This is a genomic window from Siculibacillus lacustris, assembly GCF_004328075.1.
Taxonomy (GTDB): Bacteria; Pseudomonadota; Alphaproteobacteria; order Rhizobiales; family Ancalomicrobiaceae; genus Siculibacillus; species Siculibacillus lacustris.
The window spans coordinates 1-25,613 of record NZ_SJFN01000013.1 but is presented as its reverse complement, the minus strand read 5'-3'; the positions used below and the strand labels follow the sequence as shown (position 1 = coordinate 25,613).

Annotated in this window: 24 protein-coding genes, 2 tRNA genes and 1 pseudogene; 11 read left to right on the top strand and 16 right to left on the bottom strand. The window is 70.1% G+C overall.

The features are described from left to right. Nucleotides 1-261: 261 nt before the first annotated feature. Together EYW49_RS10255 and EYW49_RS10250 are read right to left on the bottom strand one after the other, a co-directional pair. Nucleotides 262-549, bottom strand: a complete 288-nt coding sequence (locus EYW49_RS10255) for a DUF1330 domain-containing protein (protein ID WP_131309231.1) — start codon at nt 547-549, stop codon at nt 262-264. 62 nt (nt 550-611) lie between these two features. After that, nucleotides 612-1,565 carry a tetratricopeptide repeat protein gene (locus EYW49_RS10250; protein WP_131309228.1) on the bottom strand — a complete coding sequence of 318 codons (954 nt, stop codon included), beginning with the start codon at nt 1,563-1,565 and terminating at the stop codon, nt 612-614. Between EYW49_RS10250 and EYW49_RS10245 the strand changes: the two genes are divergently transcribed. Beyond that, nucleotides 1,564-1,788 carry a hypothetical protein gene (locus EYW49_RS10245; RefSeq protein ID WP_131309225.1) on the top strand — a complete coding sequence of 75 codons (225 nt, stop codon included), beginning with the start codon at nt 1,564-1,566 and terminating at the stop codon, nt 1,786-1,788. The two genes, EYW49_RS10250 and EYW49_RS10245, sit on opposite strands and share 2 nt — an antisense overlap. Before the next feature lie 345 nt (nt 1,789-2,133). Here EYW49_RS10245 and EYW49_RS10240 read toward each other — a convergent pair whose 3' ends face one another. From EYW49_RS10240 to EYW49_RS10220, 5 genes are all read right to left on the bottom strand, one after another. Further along, a complete protein-coding gene (locus EYW49_RS10240) occupies nt 2,134-4,977 on the bottom strand; it encodes a valine--tRNA ligase (RefSeq protein ID WP_131309222.1) in 2,844 nt (947 codons plus the stop codon). 188 nt (nt 4,978-5,165) lie between these two features. Next, nucleotides 5,166-5,885 (bottom strand): PopZ family protein, encoded by a 720-nt coding sequence (locus tag EYW49_RS10235; protein ID WP_131309219.1) that lies wholly within the window; start codon nt 5,883-5,885, stop codon nt 5,166-5,168. A gap of 232 nt (nt 5,886-6,117) precedes the next feature. Beyond that, nucleotides 6,118-7,491 carry a TolC family outer membrane protein gene (locus tag EYW49_RS10230; protein ID WP_131309216.1) on the bottom strand — a complete coding sequence of 458 codons (1,374 nt, stop codon included), beginning with the start codon at nt 7,489-7,491 and terminating at the stop codon, nt 6,118-6,120. A gap of 355 nt (nt 7,492-7,846) precedes the next feature. Further along, nucleotides 7,847-8,491 (bottom strand): protein-L-isoaspartate O-methyltransferase family protein, encoded by a 645-nt coding sequence (locus EYW49_RS10225; RefSeq protein ID WP_131309213.1) that lies wholly within the window; start codon nt 8,489-8,491, stop codon nt 7,847-7,849. Between the two features lie 159 nt (nt 8,492-8,650). Next, a complete protein-coding gene (locus tag EYW49_RS10220) occupies nt 8,651-9,358 on the bottom strand; it encodes a CBS domain-containing protein (protein WP_228259559.1) in 708 nt (235 codons plus the stop codon). Nucleotides 9,359-9,623: 265 nt separating this feature from the next. Here EYW49_RS10220 and EYW49_RS10215 point away from each other — a divergent pair. Next, a tRNA-Cys gene (locus EYW49_RS10215) sits at nt 9,624-9,697 on the top strand. Nucleotides 9,698-9,791: 94 nt separating this feature from the next. On the opposite strand, the gene EYW49_RS10210 is transcribed toward EYW49_RS10215, so the two are convergent. Both EYW49_RS10210 and cobU read right to left on the bottom strand, forming a co-directional pair. Next, nucleotides 9,792-10,040, bottom strand: a complete 249-nt coding sequence (locus EYW49_RS10210; protein ID WP_131309207.1) for a hypothetical protein — start codon at nt 10,038-10,040, stop codon at nt 9,792-9,794. Between the two features lie 201 nt (nt 10,041-10,241). Beyond that, the gene (gene cobU, locus EYW49_RS10205; protein WP_131309204.1) at nt 10,242-10,787 is read right to left on the bottom strand and encodes a bifunctional adenosylcobinamide kinase/adenosylcobinamide-phosphate guanylyltransferase; all 546 of its coding nucleotides are present in this window, start codon (nt 10,785-10,787) and stop codon (nt 10,242-10,244) included. Between the two features lie 181 nt (nt 10,788-10,968). Here cobU and EYW49_RS10200 point away from each other — a divergent pair. The 4 genes from EYW49_RS10200 (at nt 10,969) to rimO (ending at nt 14,906) form a co-directional block, all read left to right on the top strand. Continuing rightward, nucleotides 10,969-11,044, top strand: a tRNA-Asn gene (locus EYW49_RS10200). A 169-nt stretch (nt 11,045-11,213) separates the two neighbouring features. After that, nucleotides 11,214-12,767, top strand: coding sequence for a hypothetical protein (locus tag EYW49_RS10195; RefSeq protein ID WP_131309200.1), 1,554 nt, complete (start codon nt 11,214-11,216; stop codon nt 12,765-12,767). After that, the gene (locus EYW49_RS10190) at nt 12,764-13,495 is read left to right on the top strand and encodes a sirohydrochlorin chelatase (protein WP_131309197.1); all 732 of its coding nucleotides are present in this window, start codon (nt 12,764-12,766) and stop codon (nt 13,493-13,495) included. Before EYW49_RS10195 ends, EYW49_RS10190 begins: the two co-directional genes overlap by 4 nt. 58 nt (nt 13,496-13,553) lie before the next feature. Next, a complete protein-coding gene (gene rimO, locus EYW49_RS10185; RefSeq protein WP_131309194.1) occupies nt 13,554-14,906 on the top strand; it encodes a 30S ribosomal protein S12 methylthiotransferase RimO in 1,353 nt (450 codons plus the stop codon). A 34-nt stretch (nt 14,907-14,940) separates the two neighbouring features. On the opposite strand, the gene EYW49_RS10180 is transcribed toward rimO, so the two are convergent. From EYW49_RS10180 to EYW49_RS10160, 5 genes are all read right to left on the bottom strand, one after another. Further along, nucleotides 14,941-15,540 (bottom strand): TMEM175 family protein, encoded by a 600-nt coding sequence (locus tag EYW49_RS10180; protein WP_131309191.1) that lies wholly within the window; start codon nt 15,538-15,540, stop codon nt 14,941-14,943. A 541-nt stretch (nt 15,541-16,081) separates the two neighbouring features. Continuing rightward, nucleotides 16,082-17,059 carry a quinone oxidoreductase family protein gene (locus EYW49_RS10175; protein WP_131309188.1) on the bottom strand — a complete coding sequence of 326 codons (978 nt, stop codon included), beginning with the start codon at nt 17,057-17,059 and terminating at the stop codon, nt 16,082-16,084. Nucleotides 17,060-17,177: 118 nt separating this feature from the next. Beyond that, nucleotides 17,178-17,915, bottom strand: coding sequence for a TerC family protein (locus EYW49_RS10170; protein ID WP_323052988.1), 738 nt, complete (start codon nt 17,913-17,915; stop codon nt 17,178-17,180). A 25-nt stretch (nt 17,916-17,940) separates the two neighbouring features. Next, the gene (locus tag EYW49_RS10165) at nt 17,941-18,882 is read right to left on the bottom strand and encodes a DUF2182 domain-containing protein (protein WP_165498202.1); all 942 of its coding nucleotides are present in this window, start codon (nt 18,880-18,882) and stop codon (nt 17,941-17,943) included. Between the two features lie 56 nt (nt 18,883-18,938). Continuing rightward, nucleotides 18,939-19,361 (bottom strand): nuclear transport factor 2 family protein, encoded by a 423-nt coding sequence (locus EYW49_RS10160; RefSeq protein WP_131309183.1) that lies wholly within the window; start codon nt 19,359-19,361, stop codon nt 18,939-18,941. Between the two features lie 142 nt (nt 19,362-19,503). On the opposite strand from EYW49_RS10160, the gene EYW49_RS10155 reads away from it, so the two are divergent. After that, nucleotides 19,504-20,790 (top strand): UbiH/UbiF family hydroxylase, encoded by a 1,287-nt coding sequence (locus EYW49_RS10155; RefSeq protein ID WP_131309180.1) that lies wholly within the window; start codon nt 19,504-19,506, stop codon nt 20,788-20,790. Here the strand turns inward: EYW49_RS10155 and EYW49_RS10150 are convergent. Next, on the bottom strand, nt 20,751-21,707 hold the full coding sequence (locus tag EYW49_RS10150) for an AEC family transporter (RefSeq protein WP_131309177.1): 957 nt from the start codon (nt 21,705-21,707) through the stop codon (nt 20,751-20,753). The genes EYW49_RS10155 and EYW49_RS10150 overlap by 40 nt on opposite strands. Nucleotides 21,708-22,612: 905 nt before the next feature. On the opposite strand from EYW49_RS10150, the gene EYW49_RS10145 reads away from it, so the two are divergent. The 3 genes from EYW49_RS10145 (at nt 22,613) to EYW49_RS10135 (ending at nt 25,059) form a co-directional block, all read left to right on the top strand. Next, nucleotides 22,613-23,665: an HpcH/HpaI aldolase/citrate lyase family protein gene (locus EYW49_RS10145; RefSeq protein ID WP_131309174.1), complete on the top strand. Its 1,053-nt coding sequence runs from the start codon at nt 22,613-22,615 to the stop codon at nt 23,663-23,665. 246 nt (nt 23,666-23,911) lie between these two features. Next, entirely contained in the window at nt 23,912-24,253 is a 342-nt protein-coding gene (gene hspQ, locus EYW49_RS10140) for a heat shock protein HspQ (protein WP_206365444.1), read from the top strand. Between the two features lie 35 nt (nt 24,254-24,288). Next, nucleotides 24,289-25,059 (top strand): YdcF family protein, encoded by a 771-nt coding sequence (locus EYW49_RS10135; protein ID WP_131309171.1) that lies wholly within the window; start codon nt 24,289-24,291, stop codon nt 25,057-25,059. Between the two features lie 106 nt (nt 25,060-25,165). On the opposite strand, the gene EYW49_RS10130 is transcribed toward EYW49_RS10135, so the two are convergent. Next, nucleotides 25,166-25,411 (bottom strand): hypothetical protein, encoded by a 246-nt coding sequence (locus tag EYW49_RS10130; RefSeq protein ID WP_131309167.1) that lies wholly within the window; start codon nt 25,409-25,411, stop codon nt 25,166-25,168. A gap of 57 nt (nt 25,412-25,468) precedes the next feature. On the opposite strand from EYW49_RS10130, the pseudogene EYW49_RS10125 reads away from it, so the two are divergent. Further along, a pseudogene (locus EYW49_RS10125) lies at nt 25,469-25,613 on the top strand (IS256 family transposase); the annotation flags it as partial.

Here is a 25,613-nt window from a genome sequence, read left to right as displayed (position 1 = left end):
CGGCCCGCCGAAAAATCCGACTCGATCTCGCGTAATAAATGAATATTTTTGCATAACCCGCTGTTTCAATGTGTCAATTTTTCAAACCTCGTGTTTCACACGAAGGGAGGTGTCGGCGCGCGCCGACGCTCACGTGATTTCTCAATCACGCAGTTTTTCTCCAATATGTCCGATGGTTACGAGCGCTTTTCGATGTGTCGCGCGAAGTCTGGGTCGCCGCCGATCGGGTAACCGCTTTCGGGCGCGCGGGACGGGCGTCGCTCAGCGGCCGTGGATCAGCACCGCTTCGCCTTCGGCGGCGGCGAAACGCAGTTCGCGCAGGCGTCGATAGAGGGGGCCGTCGTACCAGGCGCGGAACGCCGCCTCGTCCGGGAAGCGGATCAGAACGCGGCGCCCGTCGGCGGGGCGGCCTTCGAGCACGGTCACGCCGTCGTCGACCGCCTCGACCACGCCGCCGGTGCCGGCCAGCGCCTCGTCGGTGCCGGCGAGATAGGCGTCATAGCCTCGGGAATCGTGGATGCGGAGGGTGGCGGAAAACCAGACGCTCATGGCGAGGCCCCCGGCTCGCCGCGGGCCTCGGCCGGCGGCGACGATTCACGCGGGCTCGGGGATCACGGATTGCCGGACTTGGCGATCCAATCCTGGGCCTGGGCGACGCCCTGGCGCCGCTCCGGCTCGCTGGCCACCGAGAAGGCCTGCTCCTGGGCGTCGCGGATCCAGTCGTCGCTGGTGCCGTGGGCATTGGCACGGGCGATGGTCAGCCACATCAGACCCTGGGCCGGACGGCGCGGCACGTCTTCGTCGCCGGTGAACAGCAACTGGCCGAGCAGCGCCTGGGCGCCGCCGTGGCCCTTGCGGGCGGCGACGCGCAGCCAGCGGGCGGCCTGCTTGGGGTCGCGCTCGCCGGAGTCGGATTCGAGATAGAGCCGGCCGAGATTGAACTGGGCGTCGGCGTCGCCGAAATAGGAGGCGGCGTAGGTGTAGATCTCGCGCGCTTTGTCGACGTTGGGGCGCACTGCGGTGTTCTCGATGCCCTTCAGATAGTAGGTGCCGAGCGCCACGAAGGCCGAGGCGACGAAGGCCGCCTGGGGGCTGCCCGGACTGTCGTCGGCGTGGTTGTTGGCGACCTGATTGTAGAAGTCGAAGGCCTTGGCGTCGTTGACCGGGACGCCGTCGCCGGTCTGGTAGATGCGGCCGAGCTTCCACTGGGCGATCGGGTGACCGCTCTCGGCAGCGCGGCGCAGCTGCTCGATGGCGAGCTTGCGGTCGCCCTCGTAGTAGAGCCGAGTGCCGGCGCGGAAGGCGTCGCTGGCGGCGGCCGGCGCGGGGGCCGGCAGGGCGGGCGACAGCAGGCGCGACGACACGCCGGGGGGCAGATGCAGCGCATCGGCCATCGGCGCGGTCACCGGCGAGGGCGCCGGCTGCGGCGCCAGCGCCTGGGCGGACGGTATCAGCGGTTCCATCGCCGAGGTCTTGGCGGTGGGATCGAGCGCCAGGGCGCCGGAGACCGAAGCCCCGAGCGCCAGGGTCAGCGTACCCATGCGAAGAAAACCGAAGGTCCCCATGACCGTTCTCATCAGATCGACCACTCCGCCGCCGCCGGTCCCGACCGCATCCCGGGGATGCGGCGGACGGGCGGACTTCGCAGACTTCGTCGGGGCGCCCGCCGAGATCGACACGAGCGATGACCCGAAGCTCCGCGCGCCGCAGCGGTCGGAGGGGATCGGATCGGACAATCTCGTGGGCGAAGTCTCGGCAGCGACCGGAAGCCGCGTTTCCATTGCGTGATCCTGCCGGAGATTTCCGGCGACACTGGGGCCGAGGTGCGGCACGGCGAGGGTCATGCGAGAAACGGCCCGGACATCTCGGCGACCGACCGCTCCGGTCTCGCCGCCGCGTGTCCCTGCCCTGCCGATGTCACCGCTTTCCGCCCGCACGCGTCTCTACCTTCCCGTAACCGGCACCGCGCAGCCCGCGCGATCGAGGAAGACGCTGGGTTCCATTTGTGACCGAACGGCGGCATTTTCCCCACACTGAGGAAAGCGGAAATCTATTGAATTTCGGTGTTGCCGCCAGAGCACAGCGACCTCGTGAAAACCCTCTTCGTAGTGGTTCGCAAGCCTGCCCGCCGCCTCAGGCGAGGCGGGCGAGCGCCTCTTCGACCTTGGCGCGCCGGGCGACGTATTCCTCGCGCTTGTCGCGGTTCTCCTCGATCACCTCCTCCTTGGCCTTGGCCATGAACTGGGGATTGGCGAACATCTTGTCGATACGGCCGATCTCCTGGATCAGGCGTTCGACCTCCTTCTTCAGGCGGACGCGTTCGGCGGCGACGTCGACCACGCCCTCGAGCGGCAGGCAGGCGGTGGCCTCGCCGATGACGATCTGGGCGGAGGCGCCGGGTGCTGCGTCGGCGAAGCCGATTTCGGAGAGGCGGGCGAGGCGCAGGATCGCCGATTCATGGGTCGCGGCGCGGGCGCGGGTGACGGCGTTGGCGCCGACCAGCACCAGCGGGATCTGGGCGGCGGCGGGCACGTTCATCTCCGAGCGCACCGAGCGGATCTCGGTGATCAGGCCGACCAGCCAGTCGATCTCGGCGGCGGCGTCGTTCTCGGTGGCGCCGGCGCTCGGCCAGGGGGTCAGCACCAAGAGGCGATCGCGGGTGAGGCCCGCGGTCTCGGCGGTCTTGGCCCACAGCTCTTCGGTGATGAAGGGCATGAAGGGGTGGAGCAGCGTCAGGATGCCGTCGAGGGTCGCCGCACAGGTCGCCCGCGTCTCGGCCTTCAGCGCCTCGTCGTCGCCCATGAAGATCGGCTTGGCGAGTTCGAGGTACCAGTCGCAGAACGAGTTCCACACGAAGCGGTAGGCGGCGGCGGCGGCGGCGTCGAAGCGATAGGCCTCGAGCGCCTGGGTGACGCCGACCACGGCGCGCGACAATTCGGTGGTGATCCAGCGATTGAGCATGCCGGTGACGGTCGTCGGGTCGAAGCCCGGCACCAGGGTGCAGTCGTTCATCTCGGCGAAGCGGGCGGCGTTCCACAGCTTGGTCGCGAAGTTGCGATAGCCGGCGACGCGGGCCTTGGCGAGCTTGATGTCGCGCCCCTGAGCGGCCATGGCGGCGAGCGTGAAGCGCAGGGCGTCGGCGCCGAACTCGTCGACGAGCTCGAGCGGATCGATGACGTTGCCCTTGGACTTCGACATCTTCTGCCCCTTCTCGTCACGGACGAGGGCATGGATGTAGACGTCCTTGAAGGGCACGACCGGATCGCCCGCTTCGTCCTTCATGAAGTGCAGGCCCATCATCATCATCCGGGCGACCCAGAAGAAGATGATGTCGAAGCCGGTGACCAAGACCGAGGTCGGATAGTAGCGGGTGAGTTCGGCGGTCGAATCGGGCCAACCGAGCGTCGAGAACGGCCACAGGGCGGAGGAGAACCAGGTGTCGAGGACGTCCTCGTCGCGGGTCAGGAAGCCCGCCGCGCCGTCGGTCCGCAATGCCGCCGCCCGCACCGCGTCGATGTCGCCGCGGGTCAGGTAGTGGTGGATCGCCGCGTCGAGGGCATCGCTCTCCGACAGGGCGACGAAGACCTCGCCGTCCGGCCCGTACCACGCCGGGATCTGGTGACCCCACCACAGTTGCCGGGAGACGCACCAGGGCTGGATGTTCTCCATCCACTGGTAATAGGTATTCTCCCAGTTCTTCGGGACGAAATTGGTCCGCCCCTCGCGCACCGCGGCGAGCGCCGGCTGGGCGAGTTCATAGGCGTTGACGTACCACTGGTCGGTCAGGAAGGGCTCGATCACCACACCCGAGCGGTCGCCGTGCGGCACCGCATGGGTGTTGGGCTCGATCTTGGCGAGCAGGCCGCGGCGCTGCATCAGCTCGACCACCAGCTTGCGGGCGAACACTCGGTCCTGCCCGTCGAGCGCCGTCTCGAGCTCGGCGAGCGGCAGCACGTAGGAGACGGGCGCGATCGGCTCCTCGCCCTCGGCGGCTTCGGGCGCGCCGGCGAGCTCGGCGCCGTGGCCGATGTCGGCGGCGAAGGCCTCGTTGGCCACCAGGGTGATCTGCGCCTTGCGGTCGAGGATGTTGATCATCGGCAGCGAATGGCGTTTTCCCACCTCGAAGTCGTTGAAGTCGTGGGCCGGGGTGATCTTGACCGCGCCGGTGCCCTTCGCGGGGTCGGAATAGTCGTCGGCGACGATCGGGATGCGCCGGCCGACCAGCGGCAGGATCGCGAACTTGCCGATGAGATCGGCATAGCGTTCGTCGTCCGGATGGACCGCCACGGCGGTGTCGCCGAGCATCGTCTCGGGGCGCGTGGTGGCCACCGTGACGAAGCGTCCGGGAACCCCTTCGACCGGATACTTGAAGTACCAGTAGCTGCCCTTGACCTCGACCTGGAGCACCTCGAGGTCGGAGATCGCGGTCTCGAAATGCGGGTCCCAGTTGACCAGCCGCTTGTCGCGGTAGATCAGACCGGCGCGGTGGAGGTCGACGAAGACCTTGAGCACGGCGCGGCTGAGACCCTCGTCCATGGTGAAGCGTTCGCGCGACCAGTCGCACGAGGCGCCCAGCCGCTTCAACTGGTTGACGATGGTGCCGCCCGACTCGGCCTTCCAGGCCCAGACCTTCTCCAGAAAGGCGGCACGGCCGATGTCGCGGCGGCCGGGCTCCTGGCGCTGCATCATCTGGCGCTCGACCACCATCTGGGTGGCGATGCCGGCGTGGTCGGTGCCGGGCTGCCACAGCACCGACTTGCCGCGCATCCGCTCGAAGCGCACCAGCACGTCCTGCAGCGTGTTGTTGAGCGCATGGCCCATGTGCAGCGAGCCGGTGACGTTGGGCGGCGGAATGACGATCGCATAGGGCGCCGCCCCCGGCGCGGCGCCGGCCCCGGCCCGGAACGCCCCGGCCTCGTCCCAATCGGCGGAAATACGCGGTTCGACCGCGGCGGCCTCGTAGGTCTTCTCGAGCATGGCGGATCCGGAAACTGTCTGCGTGCGGCGGGAGCGACGGCGGGGCGCGGACGGGCCGCGGGCCCGAAACGTCCGTCGTCGGGGGTCGCCCGATAAGCCTCGAGCACAGGCATGGAGTCAACCGCCGCGGCCGGGCGGCGGATCGGCGGAAGACGCGCAGATGGGGCTCGAGAGCGGCGGGCCGGCGATCAGCGGCCGCGGGTGACGCGTTCGATCTCGGCCTTGACCAGACGCTCGACCATCAGCGGCAGGTTCTGGTCGAGCCAGCCCTGGAGCATCGGCCGCAGCATGTCCTGGACGAGGTCCTCGAGCGTGCGGGCGTTGCGGTTCAACACCGTGAGCGCCAGATCGTTGAAGGCCGAGGAGACCACCCGATCGGTGACGTCGGAGAGGAGCCGCGGACCATCGACTACGGGCTCGGCGGGGCGCGGCGGCGCGACGTAGACCGGTGCCGGCGGCGGCGGCGCGGCGGCGACCGGCGGCGGGGCGACGAACGCGGGGGCGGCGACCGGCGCGGCGACGGGCGGCTCGACCTTGGGCGGCGGCGGCGGGGCCGGGGCGGCGAAGGCGAGATCGGAATCGTCGGAGAAGCCTTCGACCAGCGGCGAGTCGTCTTCGGCGAGATCCTCGGTCAGTTCGAGGACGTCGTCGTCCGCCTCGTCCTCTTCGACCTCTTCGATCGCCGGGGCGATCTCTTCCGGCTCGTCCTTGCCGGCCGAGGCGAAGAGCTTGTCGAGGTCGTCTTCGGAAATGATCTCGTCGGGGTCGATCGCCGGCTCGGGCGCTTCCGCCGGCGGCGGCGCCTTGGCGGCGGCGGTCTTGGGGGTGGCCTCCTCGTCCGCGATGATCCGGCGGATCGAGGCCAGGATCTCCTCCATCGAGGGTTCCTGTGCTTGGGCCTTGGCCATGGACTTCCTCCACCGACTACGTTCGGTCGGCCGCACGCGCATCAACAGGATGGGGGGACCGCACCGATCGAGATACTATAGATGGAAGCCGCGGGGACCGAAACGCGTCGCCGGGGTCCGAATCGAGTTATCCCCGGCGAGATTGCCGGAGGGCGGCTCGCCGCCCTCATCCATCGACACCGGGCGGCTCGCCGCCCTCCCCGTCGACACCGAAGCGAACCCGCCCTCCCCGTCAGCGTCCGTCCGGCGTGCGCAGGCCGATCCACTTGTCGCGGACCGCGTCGTAGTGTTGGTTCGGATCGTAGGACGACACCTTCAGCTTGAGGCGATCGGCGTCGAGCCGGCCGACCGCGTTGACCAGTTGGAACGATCCGACGATGCGCGAGCGCTCGGCGTTGACCAGGTTGGAGCGGGCGTTGATCAGCGAGGTCTGCTGGTTGAGGACGTCGAGGGTGGTGCGCTGGCCGACCCGCTGTTCCTCGATGACGCCGTTCAAGGCGAGCTGCGAGGCGTCGACCTGGGCCTTGTAGGCGGTGATCGAGGCGTTGGCGGCCTGGAGCATGCCCCAGGCGGCGACGACGTTGGCGCGCACGGTGTCGCGGGCGATGTCGACCTGGAGCCGGGCGGCGCCGAGCTGTTCCTTGGCCTGACGGATCTTGGCGTATTCGCCGCCGCCCTGGTAGAGCGGCACCGTCAGATTCAGGCCGACCGAGGCGGTGTCGTAGCGCTTGAACGACGGATTGTCCCACTGGCGCGAGGCCTGACCCTGCAGACCGAGCTGCGGCAGCAGGGCACCTTCCAGGTACTTCACGTTCTGGGTGGCGACGTCGACGTTGTGGGTGCCGGCGAGGATCTGCGGATTTTCGAGCTGAGCGACCGAGACCGCGGCCTCCATCGACTTCGGCAGCAGCGATTCGACCGACATGGCACCGGTGAGCTTGCCCGGCTCCTTACCGACGGCCTGACGGAACTCGGCGCGCGAGGCGTTGAGCTGGGCGCGGGCGGCGTTGAGCTGCGAGATCGCCAGCTGGTAGGAGGCTTCGGCCTGGGCGACGTCGGTCTGGGTGCCTTCGCCGACGCCGAAGCGGTCCTTGGCGGCCCGGACCTGCTCGGCGAGGAACTTGACGTTGCTCTCCTGGAGGCCGACCAGCGCGGTGTCGCGGATCACGTCCATGAAGCCGGTCGCGGCGGCGAGCAGCACCTGCTGTTCGGTGGCGCGCAGGCTCTCGCGCTGGGCGCGGATCGACGCTTCGGCCTGATTGATGCCCGCCGTGACCTGCCCGCCGGTGTAGATCGGCTGGACCAGGGTGATGCCGACGCTGGCCGGATCGTTGGCGTAGAAGGTCGAGCCGGACTTGTAGATGCCTTCGGTGCGCTGCAGGCCCATGGTCCCAGAGGCGCTGATGCGCGGACGGCCGGCTCCGGCGGCGATGCCGGCGCCCTCGTCGGAGGCGCGGACGTTGGCGCGGGCGGCGTTCAACTGCGGATGATTTGCATAGGCGAGGGCCAGGGCTTCGCTCAGGGACTGGGCCTGGACGGGCAGCGATGCCGCGATCAGGCACACCGAGCCGAGCAGGCCAGACAGAAACCGACGAGTGGACGGCACGGGGCATTCTCCTGAGTTCTGAACACGAATCGCTTCGGGCGGGACCGCGCGTCTCGTGACCGTTCGGCACAGCCAACAATCATTCCCGTGATTTGGCAAACGTCCCCGGCTTCGGCGAGGGGCTCGGGATCAGATTTTCGCCACGTGCGGCAAGACCGCAACAAGAAGAAGCCGTCCCTTCGACACATCCACGCCGGAATGTCAGCCGAACAGCGCGCCGAACGCCGGGCGGCCGAACGCCCGACTCCGGTACGGAAACGCCGCCGACACGAGGACGGCGGCGCCTTTCGAGTGTTGTCTGCCCCTCGTCAAACAGACCGTGAGCGCCGCGATGCTGGGCCACGGCGACGATCGCTCAGAGGGCGAAGACCTTGGGCCGGCGGAACTCGGCGAGCGGCAGGGCCGGCAGGTTGAAGGCGGTGCGCTGGGAGGCGCCGATCGCCGATTTGGCGATCAGGGTGGCCTGGGCCGAGAGCCCGTCACCGACCACCGCGACGATGCGGCCGCCGACCACCAACTGGTCGACCAGAGCGTCGGGGATCGCATCCACGGCGCCGTCGACGAGGATCAGATCGAAAGGCCCCGCGGCGGGCGCGCCGGCGGCGAGCGGGCCAACGACGATCGAGACCGCGGTGCCGGCCAGATTGGCGGTCGCCGTGGCGGCCAGCGTCGGATCCGATTCGACCATGGTCAGGTGGCCGCACAGCGCGGCAAGGATCGCCGCGGGCCAGCCGGTGGTGCCGCCGATCAGCAGGACCCTCTCCTCGGCGCGGGGCGCGGCGAGTTGGACCAGTTTGGCGAAGGGAGCGGGCTGGGGCACGAAACGGCCGGCGGCGACCGCGATCGGGCGATCGACATAGGCGAAGTCGCGCAGGGCGGCCGGCACGAAGATCTCGCGCGGCACCGTTCCGAAAGCGTCGAGCACGGCGGGATCGGTGACGTCCACGGTGCGGATCTGATTGTCGACCATCGTCTTGCGCTGTCCGGCGAAATCGGCCATCGGCTCCCCCACTCCTCGATCGGCGTCTCGCAAGCGCAGAGACGCACGGCGCGGCCGCTCGGCCGACGGAATTTCATTAGCCCCGGCGGGACGGTCAGACAACCAGAACCTTCGCCCGCCGCCGTCGATCGGACGCCGCACGACGACGCGGGCGCGGCGTCAGTCGACGGCTTCGCCCGGACCGCGCATCACGGTGCCGGAAAAGGGCTCGACCCATACCAGATGGTCGACGATGCCGGCGACGCCGGGGACGTTCTCGACGCAGACGCGGATCGCCTCGCGCTGGCGCTCGTCGAGGATCGACCCCCACAGATGGACGGTGCGGGCCTGGACCTCGACGTTGATCGACGACACCGGCATCCAACTCTTTTCGGCGAGCACCTGTTCGATGCGCGCCTTGAGGTCGGCGTCGCTGCCGGTGCCGAGCGGGATCGGCGCCGCGGCGAAGGCGCCGGACAGCGCCCGCAGCAGATCGGCGCGCGACACCACGCCGAGCAGGCGGCCGTCGGCGACGACCATCAGGCGCTTGATGCGACGCTCGGTCATCACGTCCACGACTTCGTCGAGGCCGGCGGTCGGCGCGACGGTGATCGGGGTGCGGGTCATCACCTCCTCGACCTTGAGGCCGTGGCTGTGGACGAACTCCTCGGCCGACTTGCCGGGGCCGAACAGGAACTCCAACCAGCGGGCGCGGCGCTTCTCGGTGCCGAGCTCGGAGCGGCGCAGGAGGTCGCCTTCGGTGATGACACCGACCAGGCCCCCCCGGGAATCGACCACCGGCAGGCCGCTGACCCGCCGATCGAGCATGATCCGCACGGCCTCGGCCACCGGAGCATCCGGCGCGATGGTCAGCGGATCCGCCGTCATGACTTGTTCCGCACGCATGGTCTCGATCCTTTCGTAGCCGAATCCCGAGCGGGATCCCCTCGTGTCATATGGGGTGCGGCAGGGGCGCGCACATCGGGGCGACCGCGTGGCAGCCATTCCCGGCGAGGCTCCGCGACCGGTTTCGCCCGGTCGGTGGGCCTCGCGGCACCGCCACGGTGGACCCGCGGCCCCACCCGCGGCAAGGGCGCGGCGAAAACAGGGGTTGCCCCTGGCGGCGTGTTCCGATATCGAACCGGCTCGGTGGGGCCTCGTGGCGGAGTGGTCACGCAGCGGACTGCAAATCCGTGTACTCCGGTTCGAATCCGGACGAGGCCTCCACCCTTCCCCCGAATCTCCTCCCTGTAGAGACGACGATTGTGCGATCGCGCCCTCGGCGCGCGCTTCCCTTGCAGCGGTGCGACGGGACCCGGTGTCAGTGATCGACGAAGCGGCTGCGGATCTCCGGACCGAGGCCGACATAGCCGCGGCAGCCCGGCGGCGGTCGCAGCACCACGGCGTTTTCGAACCACAGGCCGCCCGGCGAACGCCAACCGTAGGAGATGCAGCGCGAGCGCAGACCGCAGGTCCGGCAGTCGGCCTCGCCGGCGCGCCGAGTCGCGGCGCGCTCGAAGGCGGTCTCGTGTTCGCCGAGGAGAGGCCCGACGGGGGGGAGTGTGCTCACCGTGGAAACCTCGCTCTTCCGGACGCGCCGATCGGTCGACGATGTGACCGAGCGACGGCATCGATGCGGCGCCCGGCGATCATAGGATCACGCTTTCGCATTGCGAAAAATCGGGACCGGCCCCATTCGGGTCGGCACCGTCGGGGAAATCGGCTACGACCAGATGACGCAGGAATTGGGGCGGAATTCGGCCGTTTTCGACTAATTGCCGAGTTGACCGCCGGGCTTTATCCGCAATTCCAGGCCGGCCACCACCAAGGTCACCCGATCGGCGACGGCGGCCACGCTGCGGTTGAGGCGGCCTTGGGCATCGCGGAACCGGCGAGCCAGCGCGTTGTCCGGCACGATGCCGAGGCCGACCTCGTTGGACACCGCGATCACCGGCCCGGCGACGGCTTCGAGCGCGGCGGCGAAGGCTTCGATCTCGGCTTCGACCGGGCGTTCGGCGAGCATCAGGTTGGACAGCCACAGCGTCAGGCAGTCGATCACCAGGATGCGGTCGGGGGCGGCGCGGGCGAGCACGCCGACGAGGTCGAGCGGCTCCTCGATCAGGCCCCAGGCGGCACCGCGTTCGGCGCGATGGGCGGCGATGCGGGCGACCATCTCGTCGTCGAAGGCCTGGGCGGTGGCGACCATCACCGGCGCGAGGCCGCTCGATTCGGCGCGGGCGAGCGCCACGCCGGTCTTGCCGGAGCGGGCGCCGCCGAACACGAAGTCGCGGCGCGGCAGGGACGGGAGATCGGCCATGGCGGGGTCCTCGCAACGCGGCGGATGGGGGGCGACGGCGGGCATTTCCGCTCTCGCGCCCCTCGCCTACGCCCGCGGCGCGACGGCGTCCACAGGGAAAGGCACTCTCGAGGCGTCGAACGGACTTGGCAAGCGGGGGGGAGCTTGGTATAGACCGCGCCGCACGCCGAACACGGCGTCTTCCGCGATAGCTCAGTTGGTAGAGCGTTCGACTGTTAATCGAATGGTCGCAGGTTCGAGTCCTGCTCGCGGAGCCAGTTTCCTTCGAAGGGTCCGACGCGGCGCGTCGGGCCCTTCGTCGCATTCCCCCCTCCCCCACCGCCGACGGACCCTGGAATCTGTGGGTTCGCTGCGACGCGGCAGCCCTCGCGCCGACCCTCGGCCTGTCGTAGGATCGGCGCGATCGCTCGATCCGCGGAGGGTTCCATGACCGCATCTCGCCTGTCCCGCCGCCGCTCCGGCGCGCGTCGCCGCGCCGTTTCGGTCCTCGGTGCGCTGGGCCTCGGGCTCGCAGCCGCGATGCCGGCCGATGCGATCGAAGCGACGGCGGCCGGTGCCGCGGCGATTCGGGCGGAGATCGAGGCCTATCTCGGCCGGGCTGCGCCGGGCGCCCCGGCAATCGTGACGGTGGCGCCGCAGGGCGAGTCCTACCTCGTCGACGTCGACGGCGACGCCCTCGCCGCCCCGCTCAAGAGCTTCGGCATCGACCTGCGCCTCGGACATCTGCGCTCGACCCAGACGCACGGGGCCGACGGCAGCATCCGGGCGACCTACGACGCCGTCGGCCCCTTCGCGCTGGCGGTGGCCGACCAGACGATGCAGATGCGCTTCGAGGGCATCCGCTCGGAATCCGTCGCCGATCCGACCCGAGGCACGTCGACCACGACCGCCGAGGTCGCCACCTCCACCACCACCTCGGTCCAGCAGAAGCCCGGCGAGCCGCAGCGCGTCGAGGTGGTCAAGACCGACAGCGGCCTGTCGCTGCGGGCCGAGGGACGTCCGGCAGCGAACGGCGTCGGATCCGACGTGGTGTCCAACCAGACCGTCGCCAAGCTCACCGAGACGTTTCACATCACCGGCGCGGCGGGGGCCGGTGTTCCGGAGATCACCATCACCGTCGGGCTCGACGACGTCCGCACCGACGTGGCGATCGACGGGTTCCGGATCGAGCCACTCCTGGCGCTGTGGCGTCATCTCGTCGCCCACCATGACCATGACGATTTCACCGTCGGCCAGGGGGCGCTGAAGACCCGCCTGCAGGCCCTGCTGCCGCTGTTCGAACGGATGCGTCAGACGGTGGCGGCCAAGACCCTGTCGATCGAGACGCCGTTCGGCTTCGGCAACGCCAAGGCGCTCGGCGCGAGCGCCGATGTGCGCGGCCTCGCCCGCGACGGGCGATTCGACTGGCGGATGACCGTCGACGGGCTCGAGGTCCATTCGATCGTCGTGCCGGGCTGGATCGGACGGCTGATTCCCACCGATCTGGCGATCGGCGCGGTGGTCACCGGCTATGATCTGGCGACCCCGCTGTCGGTGTTCCTCGACAGCGCCGATTTCGCCGCGGCGAAGCCGGTCGACGACGCGACGGCGGCGCAGATCACCGCGCTGTTCCTGCCGGGCGGCAAGGCCGAGATCGATCTCTCCGGCATCCGCCTCCGCTCGAGCCTCTACGCGGTCGAGGTCGACGGTCGGCTGGCGGCGGGCAAGGGCGGCGTCACCGGCTACGTCACGGTGCGGGCGACCGGCCTCGACGCGGTCGAGCGGCTGGTCTCCGACCCGAAGACCGGGCCGCAGGGCCAGACGGTGCTCCAAGGGCTGACGATCGCCCAGAGCTTCGCCGACCGCCGCGAAGGCGCCTCGGTCTGGCGTTTCGACATCGACGGCGCCAGCGTCGCGGTCAACGGCCGATTGCTGACCCCGCCGACGGGCGGCGGCGCGACGCCGGCGACGCCGGGCAGCGGCAAGCCCGGGACGCTGTGACGGCGCCCCCGGCCCCCGCAGCGACCGGCCTGCTGATCGTCGCGCACGGCGACGGCGGTGCCGACCCGCAGGATGCGACGCTGCGCCGGCTGGCGACACGGCTCGCCGTCCGCCTGCCCCTGCCCGTCGCCTGGGCGACCCTGAAGCGCCCCGAGAGCTTCGCCGCGGCGCGTGAACGGCTGGGAAGTGCTGCGGCGCGTCCGGTGATCTATCCGCTGTTCATGACCGAAGGCCGCTTCGTCCGGGTGCGGCTGCCGCGGGTGTTGGAAGAACAGGGCCTCGCCGCGGCGACGCGATTGCCGGTGTTCGGCCACGATCCCGGGCTGATCGATCTCCTGGCGGCACGGATCGCGGCGGTCGCGGCGGCGAGCGGGCGCGACGACCTGCGCGTCGTGTTGATCGCCCACGGCTCGGCGAGCGGCGACGCCGGCAGTCGGACGTCGAGCGAGCACATCGCCGCGGCGCTCGCCGCCCGTCTCGGGCGCGCGCCGCAGCTCGGCTTCATCGAGGAGGCGCCGCGCTTCGACACGGTGATCGGCGCCGGCCCGCCGGAGATCGTGGTCGGGCTGTTCGTCTCGGCCGGTACCCATGCCATCGACGACGTGGCGGCGACGGTGGCGGTGCGGCCGTCGGTGATTCACCACGTCGCGGCGATCGGCGAGGACGACGGCGTCGCCGATCTGGTCGCCGCGGCGGTGACGCGGGGCGGAATCGCGAACGGTTCGTGAGGTGGAGATCGGCGGCAGGCCTTGCTTTCCGGCGCGGTCTCTCCCATCTGTCTCGGCCATGACCGAAACCCTCGCTCCCCTCGCCGCCCGCCCGCGCTCCGGCGCCCCCAAGGTTTCCTTCGTCAGCCTCGGCTGCCCGAAGGCGCTGGTCGACAGCGAACGCATCGTCACCCACCTGCGCTCGGAGGGCTACGAGCTCACCCGCGGGCACGCCGGCGCCGACGTGGTGGTGGTCAACACCTGTGGCTTCCTCGACAGCGCCAAGGCCGAGAGCCTCGACGCGATCGGCAAGGCGATGGCCGAGAACGGCCGCGTGGTGGTGACCGGCTGCATGGGCGCCGAGCCCGGCGACATCACCGAGCGCTTTCCCGACCTCCTGGCGATCACCGGGCCGCAGGCCTACGAGAGCGTGGTGGCGGCGGTCCATGCGGCGATCCCGCCGGCCCACGATCCCCACCTCGATCTGGTGCCGCCGCAGGGCATCCGTCTGACCCCGCGCCACTACGCCTATCTGAAGATCTCGGAAGGCTGCAACAATCGCTGCACCTTCTGCATCATCCCGCATCTGCGCGGCGATCTGGTCTCGCGGCCGGCCGGCGAGGTGCTGCGCGAGGCGGAGAAGCTGGTCAAGGCGGGGGTCAAGGAGATCCTGGTGATCTCCCAGGACACCTCGGCCTATGGCCAGGATCTGCGCTATGCCGCCTCGCCGTTCAAGGATCGCGAGGTCCGCGCCAAATTCGTCGATCTCGCCCGCGAACTCGGCGAGATGGGCGCGTGGGTGCGGCTCCACTACGTCTACCCCTACCCGCACGTCGACGAGGTGATCGATCTGATGGCGGCGGGCAAGATCTTGCCCTATCTCGACATTCCGCTGCAGCATGCGGCCGCGCCGGTGCTCAGGGCGATGCGCCGGCCGGCGTCGCAGGAAAAGACGCTCGAGCGCTTCGCGGCGTGGCGGCGGGCGGTGCCGGATCTGGCGATCCGCTCGAGCTTCATCGTCGGCTTCCCCGGCGAAACCGAAGCCGACTTCCAGGTGCTGCTCGATTGGCTGAGCGAGGCCAAGCTCGACCGGGTCGGCGCGTTCCGCTACGAGGCGGTGCGCGGTGCGGTCGCCAACGACCTGCCCGGCGCCGTGCCGGAAGCGATCAAGGACGAGCGCTGGCATCGGCTGATGGCCCATCAGCAGGGGATCGCGGCGCGCATCCAGAAGGCGCGGATCGGCCGGCGCCTGCCGGTGCTGATCGACGAAGTGGGCGTCGGCACGGCGCGCGGGCGCACCAAATGGGACGCCCCGGAGATCGACGGCAAGGTCCACGTCCGCACCAACTGGCCGCTCCGGGTCGGCGAGATCGTCACCGTCAAGATCGAGGCGACCGACGCCTACGATCTGGTCGGCACCGCGGTCGGCTGAGCGGCGTCGCCGGCCCCCGTGCCGGCCGGATCGCTCACGGCCGCGGGTCGATGCCCTCGACCTCGAGCAGCACCTTCTCGAAGCGCCGATCGGGGATCAGCCAGACCACGGCGACCCCGACATAGAGCGCGAGCGAGGCCCAGGCGGCGACGAAGGCGAGCGGGATCGCCGCGAAATAGAACAGGAGCGACAGGCGCTCCTTGGCGGTGCCGCCGACGGCGCGGGCGAACTCGGTCTCGGGGCCGTGCAGCCGGCGCAGGGTCACGACCAGGATGTAATAGGCAACCGCCGCGGCGAGCAGAACGACGCCGTAGAGCGCCACCGGCAGACCGGCGAAATGGTTCTCGCCGAGCCAACCGGAGACGAAGGGGAACAGCGACAGCCAGAACAACAGATGCAGATTGGCCCACAGCACCGCGCCGTCGACCCGGTGCACCGCCTGCATCATGTGATGGTGGTTGTTCCAGTAGATCCCGACATAGACGAAGCTCAGGACATAGGACAGGAACACCGGCGCGAGCGCGAGGAGCGCCCCCGGATCGGTGCCGTGCGGGACCTTCAGCTCCAGCACCATGATGGTGATGACGATCGCCAGCACGCCGTCGCTGAAGGCTTCGAGACGTCCCTTGTGCATGCGCCCGCTCCCCCTTCGCGCGCCATCGGCGGCGGCCCCTCGCCGGCATGCTGCCCGAGGCGCCGAAGCCGCGCAACCGCGACCGCGCGCCGTGGCGGATCCCGCAACGCATCCCGCAACCCACACACGTGCACGACGGACGGTCCGGGCGTCGCCGCCCGAGCGTGACCGCGCGCAATGCCTTCGCGCCGCGTGCGGAGCGTCAGGGTCCGCCGCACGCGTCGTCGCGTCGCCGCCGCTCCCCGCAACGGGCAGCGGCAGAGCCCGGCGCATTGCCCCTCCGGTGCACGCCCTCAGGCGGCGCGCACCAAACCGAGCGGATGCCGTAGCGCCCGGCGCCTCCGCGCAGTAGTCAAACCCTCGCGGACGTCCCGTGACGATCGCCCGCCATCGCGGTTCCGGCGCCCGCCACGGTGCGCCGGAATCTCCGCGCCGTCACAGCAACCTTCGCGGGCGCCTCGCCAAGGGTCCCCATCCTCGGTGCTTCCGCGGCAGCGCGGTGCGCCGCTCCCTCAGCGCCGTCGCCGCGACCCTCGGCCGTTCAGGGCAGAAGGATCATCGAGCCGGTGGTCAGACGGGCCTCCAGGGTTCGATGAGCGTCGGCGGCTTCCGACAGTTTCCAAGCCTTCATCAGAGGGATTTCGACCGCGCCGCCGGCGATCACCGAGAACAGATCCGCGGCGATCGCCTCGAGGTCGGCGCGGGCGGCGATGTGGGTGAACAGCGAGGCGCGGGTGGCGAAGAGCGAGCCGCGCTTGGCCAGCTCGGTCAACTCGAACGCCGGAACCGGGCCGGAGGCGTTGCCGAAGGACACCCAGGTGCCGAGCGGGCGCAGGCAGTCGAGGGACTTCGGAAAGGTGTCGCGGCCGATCGAATCGTAGACCACGTCGACGCCACGGCCGCCGGTGAGTTCCTTGACCGCCGGCACGAAGTCGACGGCGCGGTAGTCGATGACATGGTCGTAGCCGCGGGTCAGGGCCAGCGCCACCTTCTCCGGGCCGCCGGCGGTGCCGATCACCGTGGCCCCGAGATGTTTGGCCCATTGCCCGGCGATCTGGCCGACGCCGCCGGCCGCCGCGTGGAACAGCACGGTGGTCCCCGGCCCGACCTTGTAGGTCCGGTTGAGCAGATACTGCACCGTCATGCCCTTGAGCATGGCGGCGGCGGCGATCTCGTCGGAGATGCCGTCGGGGATCTTGACCAGACGATCGGCGGGGACGAGACGCTCGTCGGCATAGGAGCCGATCGGCCCAACATAGGCGACGCGATCGCCGGGGGCGACGGAGGTCACGCCGTCCCCGACCGCCACCACTTCGCCGGCGCCCTCGTTGCCCGGCACGAAGGGCAGACCGGTCGGCGAAGGATAGAGGCCGGTGCGGAAATAGACGTCGATGAAGTTGACGCCGATCGCCCGGTGACGCACCCGCGCTTCGCCGGGTCCCGGCGCACCGATCGCCACTTCCTCGTAGATCAACCGCTCGGGACCGCCGGTCTCGTGTACGCGCACCGCATGGATCATCTTCGTCGCTCCTCGATCGGCCGCCGGGGACACCGGCGACACTCGGACGTCTGCACTTCGCCGGCGGCCGCCCGAGGGTTCGGGCCGCAGCCCGAGCCGTCGGACGAGCGCCGGCGGGTCAGTCGGGTCGCCGGTCCGCCTCGCGGCGGGCCTTGGCGAGGATGTTCAGACCTTCGACGGCCGCCGCGAAGGCCATGGCGGCATAGATGTAGCCGCGTTCGAGGTGGAAGCCGACGCCGTCGGCGACCAGCGCCACGCCGATCAGCAACAGAAAGGCGAGCGCCAGGATCTTGGTGGTCGGATGACGGGCGATGAAGCCGGAGACCGGTCCGGCGGCGACGTACATCACCCCAACCGCCAGGATCACCGCGGTGATCATCACCGCGACCTCCTGGGCGAGACCCACGGCGGTGATGATCGAATCGAGCGAGAAGACGATGTCGATGACGACGATCTGACCGACCACCGCGGCGAAGGCCGAGGGCGCGGCGCGGCGCGCGGTGGCGAGCACCGGTTCTTCGACCTCTTCATGGATGTGGCCGACCGCCTTCCAGATCAGGAACAGGCCGCCGCCGATCAGGATCAGGTCCTTGACCGACACAGGATGGCCGAAGGGCGAGACCACCGGATCCTTCAGCGAGACGATCCAGGAGATTGCGAAGAGCAAGGCGATGCGGAAGCCGAGCGCCAGCGCCAGGCCGAGCCGGCGCGCTCGCGCCGCTTCCACCGCCGGCAGATGGCCGGTCGCCACCGACAGAAACACGACGTTGTCGATGCCGAGCACGATCTCGAGCGCCGTCAGGGTGACCAGACTGAGCCAGGCGGCGGGATCGGCGAGAAGGGCGACAATCGACATGGGCAACCTTCGAAAACGAGGACCATCAGAATCGGGCGAGCAGGGCCGCACCGAACGGCGAGGCGGCGATCGCGGCGAGGCCGCAGACGACGAGCACGACACCGACCGCGGGCACGATGCGCGGCGACGGATGGGTCTTCTCGAGGACCATCACGGCGCCGAGCCCGACGATCCACAGGATGTTCATCACGCCGACCGCGAACATCGCCGCCATCAGCGCCCAACAGCAGCCGAGACAGTCGACACCGAGGACGACGCCCTGGTGCAAGGCGGCGCGCAGCGACGACGGCGCGAGCTCGGCGAGAAGCGGCGCCGGGTGGCGGCAACGCGCCAGACAGGCGCGTTTGAGCGGTGTGAACTGATAGAGACCGGCGGCGATCAGAGTGGTTCCGGCCAGCCCGAAACTCGCCGCCATCCCCGCCGGGGTCAGCAGTCGCGCGGCAGTGGCCGCCCCTTGAAGCACCGTCGCGACCAGCGCGAAGGCGACCCACACAGCGAGATAGCCGGCGGCGATCGCCACGGTCGAGGCGACCGGGCGGCCGGCGGCGCGTGCGGCCGCCTCGCGATCGGCGGCGGCGAGGAGCACCGGAACGGCGGTCGGCAGCATCATGGCGGCGACCATCGCCACCCACATCGCCGCCGCGAGCCCCCAGTCGGCTCCCGTCCAGGCCCCCGTCTCCGGCCCGCACAGCGCCCCGAGCGCCGCCCGAACCTCGGGAGGAAACGCCTGGAAGCCATTGAAATAGTTCAGAACACCCATACCCGGCCCGAAGGCCGCCATGTCCGCGGACGGCAGCGCCGCGGCGATCATCGCGATCAGGCGCGCCCAACCGAGGCCGACCGCGAGGGTGATCGCCACGAGCACCGCGACGCGCGGACCGAAACCTGTACGGCCGAACGCAGCCGGCGGCGGCGGCCGCATCGCCGCATCGTCACCGCTCCCCCGCTCGGTCGTCGTCGTGCTCATGGTTCCGACATGGCCCAGGCGTGCCCGGCTTGCAAGGCCGGGACGGTGAATTCCGATCACGGCGCGGCATCGACCGCGGCGGCGATCGACCAGTGGGTGTGGCGCAGGCGCGGACCGCTCGCGCCCGCCACCCATACTTCCGTGGCATTCCACAAGTGTTCGAAACCGGCGGCGGTCAGCGACCGAAAGCGGAAGGTCAGGATCGCCGCGTCGCCGAGATCGTCGAGGCGCGGATCGATCATCTCCCAACTCGCCGCGGCGATGCGGCCGCGCAAGCCCTCGTAATAGGCGGTCAAGGCGGCCAGCCCGTCGAGCCGCCGGGCGAGAAAGGGATCGAAATAGGTGACCTCGGGGTCGGCGAGTTCGAGAAACCCCGAAGGATCGCCGCGGCACCAGCGCGCCAGCGCGGCACGCTCCAGATCGATCACGCCGAGGAACCGCGTCCCCGGCACGACGCCGAGATCCCTGCGACTGCTCATGCCCCCCTCCGCCGCTCGCCTCAACCCTTCAGATTCCGCTTGCCTTGATGAGAACATAATGCGAACAATATCGCAAGAGCCGTCGAACACGACGGGCCGAGCCGCGACCGACCGCCGCGGCCGACGAGTGGAGACCGAGACGATGAGCGCGCCCAACCCGATCGCCGACGATCGCTGCGAAGTCGCCGTGGTGGGCGCCGGGCCGGCCGGGTTGTCGGCGGCGATCCTGTTCGCCGGCCTCGGCTTTTCGACGGTGCTGGTGGCGCCGACGAGCCGCCCCGACGACGTCCGCACCACGGCACTGCTGGGCGGTTCGCGCGACTTCCTGAAGGCGCTCGGGGTCTGGGAGGCGATCGCCGCGGCGGGATGCGGCCTCGAGGCGATGCGCATCGTCGACGACACCGGACGCCTGTTGCGGGCGCCGGAAGTGCTGTTCTCGGCGCGCGAACTCGGGCTCGACGCCTTCGGGGTGAACATCGCCAACGCCGACCTGACGGCGATCTTGGACACGCGCGCCCGTAACGCCGCCGGTCTGCGGCGCATCGAAGCGATGGTCGGGGCGGTCGCGGCGGGTGCCGGGGCGATCGACCTGCGGCTCGACGGGGGCGGGTCGCTCGCCGCCCGGCTGGTGGTGGCGGCCGATGGGCGCGGATCGCCGATGCGGCGGGCGGCGGGGATCGATACCCGCGAATGGGCACTGCCGCAGTCGGCGCTGGTCCTGAACTTCGCGCATGGCAAACCCCACGACGGCGTGTCGACCGAGTTTCATGCCCGCCACGGTCCCTTCGTGCTGGTGCCCTTGCCGGGCGGCGATCGGTCTTCGGCGGTGCTGATCGACACGCCGGAGACGGTAGCGGCGCTGGCGGCGCTCAACGACGACACCCTGGCGCGGGAGGCGGAACGGCGGGCCCATTCGATCCTCGGGGCGATGCGGGTGGTCTCGGAGCGGCGGATCTGGCCGCTGTCGAGCCTGATCGCGGCCCGTTGCGGTCGCGACCGCATCGCGCTGGTCGGCGAGGCGGCGCATGCCTTCCCGCCGATCGGTGCGCAGGGCCTGAATTTGTCGCTGCGCGACATCGCCGACCTCGCCGAGGTGGTGGTGGCGGCGCGACGGCAGGGCGAGGACATCGGCGGCGACGGGGTGATGCGGGCGCACGAGCGGGCGCGGCGGCTCGACGTGGAGACCCGCACGCGCGGGGTCGATCTGATCAATCGCACCTTGCTCTCCGACGGCCTGCCGGCGCAGGCGGTGCGGGCGGTCGGGCTGCATCTGGCGCTGCGGATCGGCGGGCTGCGGCGGCAGATGATGCGCGAAGGGCTCGGGCCGACGGTGGCGGCGCCGCGGCTGATGCGCGGACTCGACCTCGACGGGTTCGGCGTCGCTTCGGCTCAGAAGGCCGTCGGCAGCAGGCCCTGGGTGACGAGATAGAGAAAGGCGGTGACGGTGGCGACCGAGACGACGGTGCCGATCAGGACGATCGCCGAGGCCTCCGACAGGTGCGCGTGATATTGCTGGGCGAGCACGTAGACGTTGAGGGCCGGCGGTAGACAGGCCATCAGCAGGGCGGTCTCGACCCAGATCGGGGGGAAGCCGCCGATCGTCACCAGCAGCGCAAAGACCAGGAGCGGGTGGACGATCAGTTTGATCGTCAGGACCAGAGGAATCTCGGCGGTGATGCGCTCGACCGGGCGCAGGCCGACGGTCACCCCCATGGCGAAGAGGGCGCAGGGCGCGGCGGCCTGCATCAGCGACGTCAGCATCCGGTCGATCACCACCGGCGGGTGGATCTGCAGGGCGGCGGCGCCGACCCCCGCGATGGTGGCGAGGATGAAGGGGTGGAGGAGGATGCGCCCGACGATGTCGCGGGCGGTGGGCAGGAAGCCGCGGCGGTTGCGATCGGCGAGCGCCATCAGGAGCGGCACCAGCGTGAACAGGAGGGCGTTGTCGAAGCAGAACACCAGGGCGGTCGGGACCGTCGCCTCGGGGCCGAGCGCGGCGGCAGTGAGGCCGGGCCCCATGTAGCCGATGTTGGAATAGGCGCCGGCGACCGCGGTGATCGCCGCCTCGCGCAGGTTTCCGCGATTGAGCGCCAGGCCGACGCCGAGGGCGAGGGCGAAGACCACCGCCGTCGAGAAAGTGGTGGTGGCGACGAAGGACCAATTGGCCAGTTGTTCGATCGGAGTGCGTGACAGGAGTTGGAAGAACAACGCCGGCAGCGACACCCAGACGACGAAGAAGTTGAGCCAGGCGAGGCCTTCGGCCGGCAGGCGGCGCCACTTGCCACAGGCCCAACCGATGAAGATCAGACCGAAGAAGGGCAACGCGAGCGCCAGGACCTGTTGCATCGAATTCCTTCTCCGACGATCCGAGCAGCGCGGCCGGCGGCCGGCGGCAGAGTGACGTTGCCTGCACCGGGGGCCGAGTGGCATGGCCGGTGGCCGCGGGCTGGGCGATCGATCGGGGCGCGGCAGAATGGCGGCGCGGCGGCGCGGCGTCAACGCCGATACTCCCGCGAGGCGGAGACCGCGGCGCGCCCTTCGCGCGACCGCCCTGCCCGACCCGAGGATCGGCGGCGATCGATTGCCGATAGGGCTACCGGAGCCGGGTCGCAGCCGAACACCGTCGCCGCAGCCTCCGCTCGCCGGACGCAGGCGGTCGAAGCCGCCGAAGGTCACCGTGTCGCGCGTCCGGGACGATCGGGCGGCGGCGCGAGCGCGGCGCCTCTCGACGGCGGATGCCGAGGCCTCTCCGGCGCGCCATCGCCTCGCCCGCGGGCCGAGCTGCGCGGACCGCTCGGATAGGCCCCGAAAGATACCCGCCGCTCCGGCGTGACGTCGACACCCGGCCCGGTGCGCGATCATCTCGCCCGTGGGATCAGCCTCGTCACTCGCACCCGGGCCAGATCGGACGTCCCGCGCGATCGAAGCCTCGGGGTGTCGAAGCGATCGGTCGACCATGCGGTGATCGGCGCGGCGCGATTCGGCCGACTTCGACGTGACGGGGGCCGTCGCCAGGGTCGTCCGCGACGTCGTCTCCGGTTTCCGAGCTTCGACCCCGGGGCGGCACCGCAGCCTCGATGACGTGCCCGGCGCGCCGGTGGATCCGCGCTGCGCCGACCGTTGGGACGTTCCGGCCGCCGCGCCGGAGCCCCCGCCCCGCGGCTTGCGACTTATCGATGGGTTGCGTGGCGGGCGGGGGCGCTCTAGAGCGGTCGAACCGTTTCGCAGTGCAAAATCGAAGGGGCCTTCCGATGACCGTCAAGACTCCCCGTGCCTTCTTCGCCCCGCTCGCGGTGGGGGCGCCGACGCCCTTTCGCGAGGTGCCGGTGCGGCTCGAGCGGATGATCCATTTCGTGCCGCCCCATCTCGACAAGGTCCGCGCCAAGATCCCGGAACTCGCCGGCAAGGTCGACGTGGTGCTCGGCAATCTCGAGGACGCCATTCCCGCCGACCAGAAGCTCGCGGCGCGCGCCGGTTTCATCGAACTGGCGCGGGCGACCGACTTCGCCGCGCTGGGCACGGGCCTGTGGACGCGGATCAACTGCCTGAATTCGCCGTGGGTGCTCGACGATCTGACCGAGATCGTCGCGGCGGTCGGCGAAAAACTCGACGTGATCATGCTGCCCAAGGTCGAAGGACCTTGGGACATCCATTTCCTCGACCAGTTGCTGGCGCAGCTCGAGGCGCGCCACGGGGTCGGAAAGCCGATCCTGATCCATGCGATCCTGGAGACCGCCGAAGGCGTCAAGAACGTCGAGGCGATCGCCACGGCGAGCCCGCGGATGCACGGCATGAGCCTCGGCCCGGCCGATCTCGCCGCCTCGCGCGGCATGAAGACGACGCGGGTCGGCGGCGGCCATCCCGACTACGTGGTGCTCGCCGACGACGCCGGGGCGGCGCCGCGCGCTCGATTCCAGCAGGATCTCTGGCACTACACCGTCGCCAAGATGGTCGACGCCTGCCAATCGGCGGGGATCAAGGCCTTCTACGGCCCGTTCGGCGACTTCTCCGACCTCGCCGCCTGCGAGGCGCAGTTCCGCAACGCCTTCCTGATGGGCTGCCTCGGCGCCTGGTCGCTGCATCCGACCCAGATCGACATCGCCAAGCGGGTGTTCTCGCCCGATCCGGCCGAGGTCGCCTTCGCCGCCAAGATCCTGGCGGCGATGCCCGACGGGTCCGGCGCGGTGATGATCGACGGCAAGATGCAGGACGACGCCACCTGGAAACAGGCCAAGGTGATCGTCGATCTCGCCCGCGCGGTGGCCGCCAAGGACCCGGCCTTCGCCGCCGCCTACGCCCTCTGAGCCTTGCGCCTCCGAATACCGCATCGCACCGGCCGCGACCCCGATTTTCGGGGCCGCGGCGAAGGATCGCGGCCGTTCGGTGCCTGGATCGGCCGTGCGAATCGGTTCGATACGCGGAATCCCTGCCCATCGATCTTGACTCCGTCCGAGGCCTCGTGACTCTTGGACAGGTCTGATATTTCGACGGGCCGAGGGGTGCGGGGCGCGCAGATCCCCCTCGGGGCCGGCATCGCATGGGGGCGGGCGTTGACGTCAGGGTCCATTAGTCGGGTCGCCAAGTTCGGCATCGGTCAGGTCGTGCGCCATCGGGTCTACCCGTTTCGCGGCGTCGTCTTCGACGTCGATCCGGTGTTCTGCAATACCGAGGAATGGTGGGAGGCGATCCCCGAGGACATTCGTCCGAACAAGGATCAGCCCTACTACCATCTCTACGCGGAGAACGCCGAGAGCGAATACGTCGCCTATGTCTCCGAGCAGAATCTGCTCGCCGACGACACCGGCGAACCGCTGCGCCATCCCCAGATCGAAGAAGCCTTCATCGAAGCCGCCGACGGCCGCTTCATGGCGCGTCATCACGCGGTGAACTGAGGCGGCGCGCCGCCGAGGAGCGGGGCGAGCCGACGATGTTCTATTTCCTGTCCAAACCGCTGTGGTATCTGGCAGCGCCGTCGAACGCGCTGACGATCGTGCTGGTCGCCGCCGCCGCGGCGAGCCTCGGCCGCCGCCGGCGGCGCTGGCCGGCGCGGATCGCCTTCGCCGCGGCGCTTCTCCTCGCAGCGATCGGTTTCGGACCCGTCGGCACTCTCGCCTTGGCGCCGCTCGAGGAGCGGTTCCCCGCCCCCGACGCCGTGGCGCCGGCGCCCGACGGGATCATCGTGCTGGGCGGCGCCGTCGACGAACGGGTGGCGCGGGCGCGCGGCAACCTCCTCGAACTCAACGAAGCCGGCGACCGGGTGACCGCGCTCCTCGAGCTCGCCCGCCGCTTCCCGCAGGCGCGGCTGATGTTCACCAGCGGCACCGGCGAATATTACGGCCGGCCCGAGATCTCCGAGGCGGAGATCGTGAAGGCGCGGATCGGCGCGCTGGGGCTCGATTCCGATCGGCTGGAGATCGAGACGAAGTCGCGCAATACGGAAGAGAACGCCCGCTTCTCCGCCGAGATCCTGAAGCCGCGGCCCGATCAGACCTGGTGGCTGGTGACCTCGGCCTGGCACATGCCGCGCTCGATCGACTGCTTCCGTCGGGCGGGGTTCCGGGTGGTCGCCCATCCGGTCGATTACCGCACACGGGGGCCCAGCGATCGGTTGAGCCCGCTCGGACCGGTCAGCGGCGGCCTCACCCGCTTCGACGTGGCGGCCCGCGAATGGATCGGTCTCGTCGCCTACCGGCTGTAGGATCGCACCGACGCGCTGTTCCCGGCGCCATGAGGGCGAGGCCGGGTCGAGCGGACGGCCGTGCGGACGCCCCGGCGCGATCGGTTCCCGGGCTCCGGCGCGAGCGTCACTTCACGTTCACCGCCACTTCGACATGTCGCTGAGCGCCGCCGGGGAAGAAGATGTCGAAGACGAGACGATCTTCGCCGATCCAGTCGCGCGCGGCGCGATAGGTGACGACGACTCCCTGCACCTTCTTGGCATTGCAGTCGCTGCGCGGATTGGCCTTCGGGTAGTTCGGATGATCCGCGCTCCGCCGGGCGACGAAGGTCGTGTCCCATGAAGTGGTGTAGCTGACGAGAACGGTGGTCATCGGCGGTGCGGCGGTATGGTCGGAGTTGCGAGAACCAACCCGACCGAGGAGCCACCGATGACCGACATGATGATGAGCCTACGGACGCTCGTGGAGAAGAGCGCCGACGCCGATGTTTTGCGCGAGATGATCGGCTTCGCCGCGGAGCGCCTGATGGAGCTGGAGATCGGCGCCCACACCGGTGCCGAATGGGGCGAGAAGA

Coding starts and splice junctions, on each gene's coding strand:
- EYW49_RS10130 (WP_131309167.1), bottom strand. CDS start 25,411: ATGACCACCGTTCTCGTCAGCTACACCACTTCATGGGACACGACCTTC.
- EYW49_RS10250 (WP_131309228.1), bottom strand. CDS start 1,565: ATGGGGACCTTCGGTTTTCTTCGCATGGGTACGCTGACCCTGGCGCTC.
- EYW49_RS10235 (WP_131309219.1), bottom strand. CDS start 5,885: ATGGCCAAGGCCCAAGCACAGGAACCCTCGATGGAGGAGATCCTGGCC.
- EYW49_RS10180 (WP_131309191.1), bottom strand. CDS start 15,540: ATGCACAAGGGACGTCTCGAAGCCTTCAGCGACGGCGTGCTGGCGATC.
- EYW49_RS10165 (WP_165498202.1), bottom strand. CDS start 18,882: ATGAGCACGACGACGACCGAGCGGGGGAGCGGTGACGATGCGGCGATG.
- EYW49_RS10245 (WP_131309225.1), top strand. CDS start 1,564: ATGACCGTTCTCATCAGATCGACCACTCCGCCGCCGCCGGTCCCGACC.
- EYW49_RS10155 (WP_131309180.1), top strand. CDS start 19,504: ATGAGCGCGCCCAACCCGATCGCCGACGATCGCTGCGAAGTCGCCGTG.
- EYW49_RS10135 (WP_131309171.1), top strand. CDS start 24,289: ATGTTCTATTTCCTGTCCAAACCGCTGTGGTATCTGGCAGCGCCGTCG.
- EYW49_RS10225 (WP_131309213.1), bottom strand. CDS start 8,491: ATGGCCGATTTCGCCGGACAGCGCAAGACGATGGTCGACAATCAGATC.
- EYW49_RS10195 (WP_131309200.1), top strand. CDS start 11,214: ATGACCGCATCTCGCCTGTCCCGCCGCCGCTCCGGCGCGCGTCGCCGC.
- EYW49_RS10160 (WP_131309183.1), bottom strand. CDS start 19,361: ATGAGCAGTCGCAGGGATCTCGGCGTCGTGCCGGGGACGCGGTTCCTC.
- EYW49_RS10240 (WP_131309222.1), bottom strand. CDS start 4,977: ATGCTCGAGAAGACCTACGAGGCCGCCGCGGTCGAACCGCGTATTTCC.
- rimO (WP_131309194.1), top strand. CDS start 13,554: ATGACCGAAACCCTCGCTCCCCTCGCCGCCCGCCCGCGCTCCGGCGCC.
- cobU (WP_131309204.1), bottom strand. CDS start 10,787: ATGGCCGATCTCCCGTCCCTGCCGCGCCGCGACTTCGTGTTCGGCGGC.
- EYW49_RS10220 (WP_228259559.1), bottom strand. CDS start 9,358: ATGACGGCGGATCCGCTGACCATCGCGCCGGATGCTCCGGTGGCCGAG.
- EYW49_RS10175 (WP_131309188.1), bottom strand. CDS start 17,059: ATGATCCATGCGGTGCGCGTACACGAGACCGGCGGTCCCGAGCGGTTG.
- EYW49_RS10170 (WP_323052988.1), bottom strand. CDS start 17,915: ATGTCGATTGTCGCCCTTCTCGCCGATCCCGCCGCCTGGCTCAGTCTG.
- EYW49_RS10145 (WP_131309174.1), top strand. CDS start 22,613: ATGACCGTCAAGACTCCCCGTGCCTTCTTCGCCCCGCTCGCGGTGGGG.
- EYW49_RS10255 (WP_131309231.1), bottom strand. CDS start 549: ATGAGCGTCTGGTTTTCCGCCACCCTCCGCATCCACGATTCCCGAGGC.
- EYW49_RS10150 (WP_131309177.1), bottom strand. CDS start 21,707: ATGCAACAGGTCCTGGCGCTCGCGTTGCCCTTCTTCGGTCTGATCTTC.